General features: G+C 46.1%; 14 protein-coding genes, 2 tRNA genes and 1 pseudogene. 9 read left to right on the top strand and 8 right to left on the bottom strand.

Annotated elements, in window-relative coordinates:
- The 3 genes from PHX29_06490 to PHX29_06480 form a co-directional block, all read left to right on the top strand.
- The coding region (locus PHX29_06490; GenBank protein ID MDD5605532.1) for a hypothetical protein at positions 1-183 on the top strand (183 nt) is incomplete at its 5' end.
- Positions 184-187: 4 nt separating this feature from the next.
- Positions 188-832 (top strand): molybdenum cofactor guanylyltransferase, encoded by a 645-nt coding sequence (locus PHX29_06485; GenBank protein ID MDD5605531.1) that lies wholly within the window; start codon positions 188-190, stop codon positions 830-832.
- 15 nt (positions 833-847) lie between these two features.
- Entirely contained in the window at positions 848-1,573 is a 726-nt protein-coding gene (locus PHX29_06480; GenBank protein MDD5605530.1) for a DUF362 domain-containing protein, read from the top strand.
- A gap of 9 nt (positions 1,574-1,582) precedes the next feature.
- Here the strand turns inward: PHX29_06480 and PHX29_06475 are convergent, their stop codons facing one another.
- From PHX29_06475 to rnc, 3 genes are all read right to left on the bottom strand, one after another.
- Positions 1,583-1,891, bottom strand: a complete 309-nt coding sequence (locus PHX29_06475) for an acylphosphatase (protein MDD5605529.1) — start codon at positions 1,889-1,891, stop codon at positions 1,583-1,585.
- On the bottom strand, positions 1,881-2,018 hold the full coding sequence (locus PHX29_06470; protein MDD5605528.1) for a hypothetical protein: 138 nt from the start codon (positions 2,016-2,018) through the stop codon (positions 1,881-1,883). Before PHX29_06470 ends, PHX29_06475 begins: the two co-directional genes overlap by 11 nt.
- Positions 2,019-2,095: 77 nt before the next feature.
- On the bottom strand, positions 2,096-2,785 hold the full coding sequence (rnc, locus tag PHX29_06465; GenBank protein ID MDD5605527.1) for a ribonuclease III: 690 nt from the start codon (positions 2,783-2,785) through the stop codon (positions 2,096-2,098).
- A gap of 135 nt (positions 2,786-2,920) precedes the next feature.
- Between rnc and PHX29_06460 the strand changes: the two genes are divergently transcribed.
- Together PHX29_06460 and PHX29_06455 are read left to right on the top strand one after the other, a co-directional pair.
- Positions 2,921-2,994 (top strand) — tRNA-Gln (locus tag PHX29_06460).
- Positions 2,995-3,001: 7 nt separating this feature from the next.
- Positions 3,002-3,075 (top strand) — tRNA-Glu (locus PHX29_06455).
- Between the two features lie 83 nt (positions 3,076-3,158).
- On the opposite strand, the gene PHX29_06450 is transcribed toward PHX29_06455, so the two are convergent.
- Entirely contained in the window at positions 3,159-3,389 is a 231-nt protein-coding gene (locus PHX29_06450; protein MDD5605526.1) for a tyrosine-type recombinase/integrase, read from the bottom strand.
- A 40-nt stretch (positions 3,390-3,429) separates the two neighbouring features.
- Positions 3,430-3,780, bottom strand: a pseudogene (locus tag PHX29_06445) (transposase).
- A gap of 236 nt (positions 3,781-4,016) precedes the next feature.
- Between PHX29_06445 and PHX29_06440 the strand changes: the two are divergent.
- Positions 4,017-4,430 carry a helix-turn-helix transcriptional regulator gene (locus PHX29_06440; GenBank protein ID MDD5605525.1) on the top strand — a complete coding sequence of 138 codons (414 nt, stop codon included), beginning with the start codon at positions 4,017-4,019 and terminating at the stop codon, positions 4,428-4,430.
- A complete protein-coding gene (locus PHX29_06435) occupies positions 4,414-4,626 on the top strand; it encodes a hypothetical protein (GenBank protein MDD5605524.1) in 213 nt (70 codons plus the stop codon). The genes PHX29_06440 and PHX29_06435 overlap by 17 nt, the downstream gene beginning before the upstream one ends.
- Before the next feature lie 376 nt (positions 4,627-5,002).
- On the opposite strand, the gene PHX29_06430 is transcribed toward PHX29_06435, so the two are convergent.
- The 3 genes from PHX29_06430 to PHX29_06420 all read right to left on the bottom strand — a co-directional run bounded on the left by PHX29_06430 (position 5,003) and on the right by PHX29_06420 (position 7,069).
- Positions 5,003-5,383, bottom strand: coding sequence for a hypothetical protein (locus tag PHX29_06430; protein ID MDD5605523.1), 381 nt, complete (start codon positions 5,381-5,383; stop codon positions 5,003-5,005).
- Positions 5,384-5,441: 58 nt separating this feature from the next.
- A complete protein-coding gene (locus tag PHX29_06425; protein ID MDD5605522.1) occupies positions 5,442-6,767 on the bottom strand; it encodes a S41 family peptidase in 1,326 nt (441 codons plus the stop codon).
- A gap of 128 nt (positions 6,768-6,895) precedes the next feature.
- On the bottom strand, positions 6,896-7,069 hold the full coding sequence (locus tag PHX29_06420) for a DNA-binding protein (GenBank protein MDD5605521.1): 174 nt from the start codon (positions 7,067-7,069) through the stop codon (positions 6,896-6,898).
- 466 nt (positions 7,070-7,535) lie between these two features.
- Between PHX29_06420 and PHX29_06415 the strand changes: the two genes are divergently transcribed.
- The gene (locus PHX29_06415) at positions 7,536-8,756 is read left to right on the top strand and encodes a hypothetical protein (GenBank protein ID MDD5605520.1); all 1,221 of its coding nucleotides are present in this window, start codon (positions 7,536-7,538) and stop codon (positions 8,754-8,756) included.
- Between the two features lie 361 nt (positions 8,757-9,117).
- Positions 9,118-9,814 (top strand): hypothetical protein (locus PHX29_06410; protein MDD5605519.1); only part of this gene is annotated, 697 nt, incomplete at its 3' end.

Genomic DNA, 9,814 nt, shown 5'->3' with positions numbered 1-9,814 from the left:
ATTGCCAATGGTGTTTTTTATCAATTCTATGAGGCCGAATTCGCCAATTTCCGCAATTTCCATTCGCTTGCAAGTATATCATCTGTTTTAACGAAGCTACAACAAACCAGCAGGGACAGTGGGGCGACAGGTATTGACGAGGATGGTAAAATAAAATATAAGGGGGTGGGTAGCGCCAAATAATATTTTGTCTCGTAATAACAGCCTCATCATACTAGCTGGAGGAAAAGGACGAAGGCTAGGGCAAGAGAAGGCTTGGGTTGAATTAAAAGGCCAGACCCTACTGGAAAGGGGTATTTCCCGGTTGGGGTCTTTAGTTAGCCAGATTATCGTGGTTAGTGCGCCAGGGCAGAAATTACCTGTTAGCCGCACTTTGGGTGGGTTGGAGGTAGTTGAGGATATATATCCTGGTAAAGGACCGCTTGTTGGCATTTACAGCGGCCTTAAAGCTTGTATTGGTGAAGGTGGTTTTGTGACTGCCTGTGATATGCCTTTTGTAAACCCCGAATTTGCCCGCTATATTATTAACCTTAGTCCAGGTTATGACGTTGTAATTCCGACATACGGTGAATTGCGGGAGCCTTTGCATGCTTATTATTCGGTTGAATGCATTGATGCTATTGCGAAATTGATCGATAAAGGAAATTACAAAGTTCGCAACCTCTTGGAACAGATGAGGGTAAGGTATATAGAAAAGGGCGAAATTGACCGGTTTGATCCAGAGCATATTAGTTTTTTCAATATTAATACATATGAAGATCTTGAGAAGGCCGGTACTATGGCATCTTCTACCTCTGAGAATCAATTAATTACACAAATGGAGATTGCATAATGTTAGAGGTGTCCCTTGATTTTTAACTCAGATGAGTTCGTTTTTAATGCACCGCGGCCAATAACACGGGCTCGCAGGGTTCTTATAAAGCCAGACATTTCCTCCGAAAAAGGTTACCCGTATACAACTAGCCCAAAATTGCTTAGCACCATCATTGACGGCATTCGAAGGGTGAGTGATGCTGATATCCTGATTATTGGCGGAACTGCTGATGGCAGCCCAGTAAATGCGGTTTACAAAGCACTTGGTTACGATTTCCCGAGGGTTATAATGGTGGATGTTAAAGATTGCGTGTGGGTAGAAGTAGATAATCCTCTGGAAAAACCGCTGGCGATACCGACTTTTCTCATTCCAAATATTGTGCTGTCGAGTGATTATTTAATCACTACATGTCCACTTAAAGTTGAAAATGGCGAGGGGCAGTTCAGCATAGCGAATCTTTTACCTCTGCTTTCTGTAGAAAGATATGGAAAGAATTGGAAAAACTTGAATGAGTTTGATATGCAGAGAGTCCTTGCTGATCTTTATTTTACCATGCCATTTGATATGGGGATTATCGAAGGGAATAATCGTCTGAATATCCGAAATGGAGCTAAAGATTCTAAAAGTCATTTTGGCAAGATATATCAGGGGGAGCCTTATTACATCGATCGTGAGATGTCAACAGCTTTAGATATCAAAACAACTTATCTGGATCTGGTTGATGAAGCTGAAGCAGAACTCGAAGGGGGAGAAGACTGATCTTGACAATTATCTTATATCAAAACTATTGTAAAGCTGTTCAGGGCAGATTTTCCCCACAATGATTTTTTCAATCAGAGAGTCGGGAGGCCCTTTTTCTAAAAGCCGTAAAAAACTATCCAGGGAAGCAGGGCTTCCCTGGACAATGGCTTCGACTGAACGGCTATCGTTTAAGTTTCTAACATAACCGTTTATGCCAGTTTTTGCAGCGCAACTAGCCGCAAACCGCCGGAATGATACGCCCTGTACACGGCCGTAAATCAGGATTTTGGCAGTATTGAATTGACGGCTCTCTATTGATTCGGGACTATTCTTCATCCCCGGCTTTTCGGCGCTTTCGTACAACCTCAACAGAAGGCGGTGGAGCAATCACATCCGGCATAATCGGTTTGACCGAACCTTTTTTTGGTTTTTTTGTTTCTCGACTTGGTTTGTCTTTACTCATATATAACCCCTTTATTATTGTAAACGTTAAATTTTAACAGGACGCTTGATGCGTGTAAAGACGTATCGTCCTGCTTTTTAATTTTCTAATATCTGTATGGCGTTGTAGGCAGCATCAGCTTCGGCTAATTTTTTACTTTTCCCCTTACCTGTTGCTATTACTTTATTTTCTAGTAGCACTTCTGCGGTAAATTCAGGTTTGTGAACTGGACCGTTGGATTCTATTATTTTATAAACCGGAATACCAAGGCGCTCGGCTTGGGCTATTTCCTGCAGGCGGGACTTGGAATCTGTGCATAATTGGTTATGGGCAATTTCCTCCAACTCCTTACCATAGAGGCGTCGGATTACGCTGCGGGCACTCTCCAAGCCGCCATCAAGATATATCGCGCCTAGCACTGCCTCTAGCCCCCTGGCCAAATTGGTAGTCTTGGTTCGGCCGCCGCTGGCCTCCTCGCCTTTTCCCATGAAAAGGTAATTACCGAGCTGGATTTTCTTACCTAGAAAACCAAGCGTAGCGCTGCAAACCAGCCTGGAGCGGAGGCGAGTTAATTCGCCTTCATCAACTTCGGGCATTAAGATAAACAGTTCGTGGGCAACTACAAGGCCGAGAACTGCATCCCCCAGGTATTCCAGTCTTTCATTAGATTCAATCCCGGGTGCGTGGTTTTCGTTAAGTAATGAGCTATGCACCAGTGCTTCCTGAAACAAAGCCTTGTTCTCAAAATGGTAATTTAGCACCTGTTCAAGTTCGGATGTATCAACCAATCTTAAGCCCCCTTAACTTGTATGATACTTCAAATACCGGCATGAAGTCTACGGCTACATATACCGATTATTCAAGCTGCATGCTTTTATTTCTTGATGGAAAATGATACTAGATGATATACTTAACGCTGGCGCTGGGGAATCGTCTAGTGGTAGGACAGCGGACTCTGAATCCGTATGGGAAGGTTCGAATCCTTCTTCCCCAGCCATTATTATGGCGCATTCGTCTAGCGGCCTAGGACACCGCCCTCTCAAGGCGGAGATCACGGGTTCGAATCCCGTATGCGCTACTTTCAGCCCAGAAAGAGTTAAATTCAAAGCTAAATTCAGTGAATTTCTTCATCATGATAGGCCTTTATGGCCTAATATTGTACTAATAATTTTTATTAGTCCCAACTTCCACCCTTCCGTTCGTCAAAAGTCTATCGAAGCTTTCCGCAGCTGCCTGCTGAATCCCCTTTGATACATGGCTGTAAATGTCCAGGGTTGTGGTTATTGAGCTGTGCCCCAGCCTCTCCTGAACAATTTTTGGATGGATGCCGTCTTTCAGCATCAGGGAAGCATGAGTATGCCGGGCATCATGGAGCCTGATTGGTTTCATCATTATCCGGTTTGGGCTTGTACCGGTATACTGGTACGGATATGTTTACCAGAATGCAGGCCCTTCTTTCACTTAGCCCAAGGCGCTCCCTTACGTGAGAGACCGCTTGCCGCTTAACCTCGGGCGTTAGAAGTTTTTACAAGAGCAGTTCCTTTAAGGCCAGGTTATCCAGGGCTTGGTCGGCTACAATCTGCTTGAGCCGCCTGTTTTCGGCTTCCAGGGTTTTAAGTCTCTTCAGGTCACTCACGCTCATACCGGAGTATTTGGCTTTCCAGTTGTAGTAAGTGGCATCACTCATGCCGTACTTTCGGCAGAGATCGGCTACCTTGGCACCGGCTTCGCCTTCTCTAAGAACGGCGATGATCTGTTCCTCGGTGTATTGTCTTGCCTTTATGAGTCCTCCTCGGTTTTTTATTATAACGCAGGACTCTAAGTCAGGGTACTACTGTTTTCGGGGGGGAAGGTCACCCTCCATTTATCCTCTTCCTCGCAACCCTGTTGTTCTATGCATGTTATGAAGAATATAGAATCCGGCTATCACGGTATTGATTTGACATGCTATTGTTAATTTGATAATATATGTATAAGTCATATATATGTTTATTATTTCTTTTATCATGGAGGTCTATAATGCGTGGACATCACTCTAGAACAGGCCATGGTTTCCACGGCCCTCTTACCGGCAGGATGCGCGGTTTTGTACAGCCCTGGTTGCTGCTACTGCTCGCTGACAGCCCTGCACACGGTTACCAGCTGCTGGAAAGGCTTAACCAGAATGAAGACACCCGCGGAATCGACCCCGGACTGCTATACCGTACCCTGCGTCAATTCGAAGAAGACGGGCTCGTTAAATCATCCTGGGATAATGAAGGCTCCGGTGCTGCCCGTCGGGTCTACGAGGTTACGGCCGATGGTATCGGGTATCTGGATGGCTGGATTGAGCATGTCCATAATATCCAGGCTAAACTCGCACGTTTAATAGATAGATATGAATCCTTTATTAACATACATACCAGAAAAAAAGGAGGTGAGCAAGATAGTTGAATTTCGCAGGCAACACAGACACTTTAACCACACAGGCTGCGGTTGCAAGCATGAAGGTTTCCACGGCTATCATTTCAGCCGGCGCTTTATTTCTCGTGAAGAAAAGATTTCGCGCCTGGAAGAATACCTTAAGAATCTTCAGGCAGAAGCCAAAGCCGTTGAAGAACATTTGGCAGAACTTAAAAGTATTGCGTAGTTGAAAAAATGGGGGGGGTGTAATAAGCCCCCCCATCACTATATTCATTCACCAGCCATCCACCATTCCCCTCCTTTTGATCAATAACATGTCCGGCATTCAAACCTTATATTTGCCATTTGGATGCAAATGGTCCTCTGTATTCAGGGAGAATTCCTGGCAAATACGGGGATAGCAAGTGTAGACCGTCAGCGAAATAGGACACAAATAGTGCCACTAAAACCGTAGAGTATAAGCAAGTGGCGCAGGTTCCTTAGAGGTAGTAGACTGAGTAACAGCAAAAGGAGCGAATTATGTCCCAGGAAAACAAAGACAAAGTACTTTACTAAAGTCTTTTATTGAAGCTCCTTCTTAAAATATGACAGTTCACTAAGTTTCATATTGCCGATTTCTTCATGTGATTTCTTTCCAGTCTGTAACATCTAAATAATTTTTCTTTTGTCATCAATCGATAAAGGTAAACATACCAAAGTAAGGGGATGTATACCGGAGTTCCAACATTCTCGGCCAGCATATGCAGCCCCATCACTTGATAAGCAATCAGCAGCAGGAAAAAGATGCCTTTATTCGTTAAATGGGTGGCTCTTTCTACTTCGGCAGTAGTGCTATCCTTTGGCGGCATCTTTTCGTCACGGAGCAGATGGAAGGCAATGGCCGCCAACCCAAAAATAGCGATGGACAAGATATACAGGGCGCGATGAAATGGCTTTCGCTTATCTTCTCTTACGCCCTCCACAATACAGAGGATCTGCATCAATAACTGAAGCAATACCCCTGGAAGCAGAAACGGTCAAATCTCTCCAATCTGCATATCTCTAACTCCCTTTCCTAATCAACCGAATCGTTTCAATGAGCGCATCCTTGGCGTGAACTGCCACATCTGGAATAAGAGGCGAATCAGACTTTGATGCGTCCGGCCGTATGAAATATTTATAAGATACGGTAAAAACAAGCCCCGCATTCGGCGTCTGAAAATAAAGAATATCCCCGTAAGATGAGGGCATGTTGCCGGGAACCTCTCCGACCACCGTCCCCAATTTATTATCTGAAATTAATGTTGCAAAGTCCGTGGCTGAGCTAAACGTATCTGCTCCGGTCAGTACATATACATCACCTGAAAAGACTGGAGTAAGCTGTTGGTTTTCCCGGCTCTGCGGCTTGTTTTTCCTTAGGATTGAGCCAAAACGAACCTCGGAGGCACCGATGAAATAACTTTCTGCCGGTAGATATCGGATAAACTCATTTGCAACCAACGAGTTTCCACCTGGATTGCTCCTTAAATCTACAATCACGCTACGGATATTGTTTTCCTGAACAGCCGTGAAGAAATCCCGCAGACCGTTCTTGTATTCTTCATCATATACGCATTGATGCAGGGCGAAAACCCCCACACCGGCAGATGAATCAATGGAGTAATCGAAATTTGGTTCGTCTCTCTCATCACCGGAATCGGTATCTTTTCGTAGCGTAAAAATCGCGGTTATGCGGCTGCTGTCATTTGGGTTTTCCAGCACAAGCGGAATGTCCTTTTGCATGTCCACACCGACAAAAGCCAGATATTCGCCGCGATTTAATCGTGAGGCGAAAGAGTGTCTCGCCCATGCATCCAGTTCGTAGGAAAACTGAGTAAGAAAGCGTTGGTATAGTTCGTCAGTCGAAATCTCTCCGATTTCAATCACAATATACCCATCATATTCGCCGCTTGAACAGGTCAATGTGTCATCCTTCCATGCGAAGGTGAAGGGCAAGCCTACCCTGTTCTGGTAATTCACACCTACGGCGGTGTGGGCGTCCCCCAAACTGCTCAAAATGCTCGCTGCACTCTGCCAGAGCGACAAAACCGACACTTCCGGAAGCGTAGCAATTCCCGCGCGCTCCCGCTCATATTCAAGATGTACGTTATCGGGCAGACCGTTCATACATGCAGGATGACGCTCTGCCAATCGGTGTACAAGATAATCCAAATCCTCTACCGCTTGCTGCGAAGTTAAAATAGTTTCCAGTTCATAGGACGGGCGTAATTCACTTACTGTACTGCGATAAGGATTAAACCAAAGCTGCCACACACCCCATAGGGCGAAACCGCACAATATGAAAGCACATAGGGAGATTATAATATGTTTATGCCATTTACTTTTCATGCTTCGCCACCGTCCTTATAAGTTAATTTTCGCTTTTCTCGCTTGAGCGCATAAATCCTTTACCGCCAAAGAGTATTGCTTGCCGTCCTTGATGAAATGTGTACCACATCGGCATATAGCTTCACCCCTTACTCCGCAGGCTTTAAACGCTCATCAATAGGCTTTTCGGCATCCTCCGGGATAGCCCAAGTCCATCCGAGTCGATAAGCGCCTTTAATCCTGCCTTGCTTACACAGAATCTGCGCCCGCCGATCGGATATCCCCCATTTTTCACCGGCTTCTTTTGCCGTAATGAATTTCATAAGCCCACTCTCCTGCATAATTCTTCACTTCACAATATATGCGAAGAAACGAACAATGTCCAGTCTGATACCCTCTATTACTTCGAAAATCTGGCTTAAGCAGCCCTGTCTCATCATAATAGTGCAGTGTGCGTACACTGACGCCGGCAAACTCAGCAAGCTTTTTAACCGTATAACCCATCGCTGTAAATATCATCAACTATAACGTAACGTTATAGTCAAACCGCCAAACCGGGGTCGGTATATTTGAGAGGCGACTCAACCTGCGCTGGAGTTACAGGTCGATCCGAACAGGCGGAAGAATCGTTATTAGCGCGCAAGAAACGTTATCAGTAACAGCGTTGCTATATTGATAAACCCGGGAAGGTTTGATATCATTTACTCAGCAGCTTTTAAAGCGTTTCTGCATCTCAACCTCGCCAGCCAGTTTTAATGATCAATACTGGTAACAAAAGTGGAGGGTAAAATGCAGATAGTTACAGTTATAAAAAAATCCATTTTATTCAGATCAGCTCTCGCTCTTTTTATGCTGGCTGCCCTTAATTCAACGATTGCCGCTTGTAAACCCGACCCCAATGACCCGAAATCCGGGTCACCCTTCCCGCCGGAATGGAACCCTCAAAACCAGGCTCTTCTGCCTGATAAAGAATTTGATACTAACTGGACCGAAGTAGACGGCTGGTACCGGGCATTGAACCGGGGGCTTTCAGCTCTCTGGTTGAGCTGGGACCCCGGCCCCAGTTATATTTCTTCTCCGGCTGATGAAAATTCTTCAACGATGCTCGGCTTGAGTGAAGGTCTTCAACCTGGCAACGGACCAAGATTGTTGCGCTGCATATTTGCCAAAGATCTACCCGGAGGCGTAGAGCTTGACCTTATTATAAAGTTGTACGATGGCACCAGCCTTATCGGCGAATGGGTCGAAGATAGCGTATCGGATACCTGGACAACGCGGGAGTTCGAGCTGAAAACCGAACCGGCTAGCTGGGATGATTTAAGAGTTGAGTTAACACGCCAGGGTGACACGACTGCGGATGAAGCTGATTTAAGAAGGGTAAATATATCTGTTGTTGAAGTAGAGATACCATACCCTGATACCTTTACATTCCCTTATTTGAATCCAGCCACCACAACCCATTCCCCCGGAAGCGATACTGTAAAGAGCCCTCCTGGCCTGCAAGAAGGCGAGGTGATTTTAGTATGCAGCTTTGACGGAGAAGCGGCTGAAGGATTTGAGCCGCTCCATTCCCAACCTTCCATAGAAGACGCCTCGCGACCATACGAAATGCGCACCTGGTTTAAACGTGCCGGGCTAAATGAGCCTGAGGAATACACTTTCCCCGGGGCTGACGGCCTCTGGGCGGCCAGAATCTCAGGAGTTGGTCCTCTGGCAGTTGGGGCTGGCCATACTGAGCCTCCGCCTGATGGATTTGTATCGCCGCTGGGCATCATGACCCCATCTGTCGATGCTCCAACTGAAAATTGTCTGGTTGTGCGCATCTCTGCCAATTCCGGCTACATCACATGGACCGAACCCCACCAGTGGATAGCATGGAATGAATGGCCATGCTGTGCTGCTTCCTGGAGTTTCCAGAGAGAATCTGGCCCGACCGGTGAAGAATATCACGGTACTGGTTCGTTTATTCACTGGATCGCTCAAACCATCGTGTTTACGCCCGAGAAATGAGCTAACAAACACTTTTATTTTACAACTTTTAATCGAAACAGATGAGGAGTCTTATACAGATCGAATAGTGTGATTGAGGTATCAATTTTGAGTAAGTTGGAATTTTGATGCGTATTCTGCTGAAATCGGCCACCTGTCCAGCCCAAACCATACCACGTGTCCGATCCAAACCAGCCACCTGTTAATGGAAGAAGCGCTGGTAGGGTTGAACACGTGGCTCTACATTCAGAGTATGTAGAATACTACTGAGAAAAAAAGTATTGGTAAAGGCATTTTCGAAGATTATAATCAAGCCGTAAAATGCAAAATAGATTCAGAGAACTTATGGCGTTTTTATTATTAAAGGATAAAGGAGGAAGCCATGAAAACTTTCAATAAGCTAGTAGTAATCCTGGTAGTATTTGCGCTGTTGTCAGCGCTGGTTGCGGGCTGCACCGGGCCTCAGGGCATTCAGGGTATACAGGGAGAGCAAGGGCCTCAAGGTGAGCAGGGACTGCAAGGTGAGCCAGGACCAGTTGGCCCTCAGGGAGAGCAAGGACCTCAAGGTGAGCAGGGTGAACAAGGATTACAAGGTGTACAAGGTGAGCAGGGTATACAGGGAGAACAGGGGCCTCAGGGAGAACAGGGTATACAGGGTGAGCAAGGGCCTCAAGGTGAGCAGGGTATACAGGGAGAACAGGGACCAGTTGGGCCGCAGGGAGAACAGGGGCCTCAAGGTGAACAGGGACCTACAGGCCCTCCCGGAGCATCCCTCAATCCTTTACAGATAGCCCTGTTACAATGGTGGGAAGCCAATCAGGTTGGCATTACTTATGCTGTGGGAAGTAATCCTTGGGGCATCGCCTTTGATGGTGTCAATATCTGGGTTGCTAACACGGGCAGTAATACTGTAACCAAGCTTAAAGCCAGTGACGGATCATGGGTGGGTACCTATGCTGTGGGAAGCCATCCTTATGCCATCGCCTTTGACGGTGCCAATATCTGGGTTACTAACCGTGTTAGTGAAAATGTAACCAAGCTTAGAGCCAGTGACGGATCATTGGTAGGTACCTATGCCG

Source organism: Dehalococcoidales bacterium, from assembly GCA_028717385.1.
Classification (GTDB): domain Bacteria; phylum Chloroflexota; class Dehalococcoidia; order Dehalococcoidales; family CSSed11-197; genus CSSed11-197.
Note: the sequence above shows the minus strand (reverse complement) of the source record. Positions and strands in the feature narration are given on the sequence as shown.

Bases quoted from the DNA above. Each gene is read 5' to 3' on its own strand.
- PHX29_06475 (MDD5605529.1), bottom strand. From the start codon at position 1,891: ATGAAGAATAGTCCCGAATCAATAGAGAGCCGTCAATTCAATACTGCC.
- PHX29_06470 (MDD5605528.1), bottom strand. From the start codon at position 2,018: ATGAGTAAAGACAAACCAAGTCGAGAAACAAAAAAACCAAAAAAAGGT.
- PHX29_06450 (MDD5605526.1), bottom strand. From the start codon at position 3,389: ATGATGAAACCAATCAGGCTCCATGATGCCCGGCATACTCATGCTTCC.
- PHX29_06440 (MDD5605525.1), top strand. From the start codon at position 4,017: ATGCGTGGACATCACTCTAGAACAGGCCATGGTTTCCACGGCCCTCTT.
- PHX29_06425 (MDD5605522.1), bottom strand. From the start codon at position 6,767: ATGAAAAGTAAATGGCATAAACATATTATAATCTCCCTATGTGCTTTC.
- PHX29_06420 (MDD5605521.1), bottom strand. From the start codon at position 7,069: ATGAAATTCATTACGGCAAAAGAAGCCGGTGAAAAATGGGGGATATCC.
- PHX29_06415 (MDD5605520.1), top strand. From the start codon at position 7,536: ATGCAGATAGTTACAGTTATAAAAAAATCCATTTTATTCAGATCAGCT.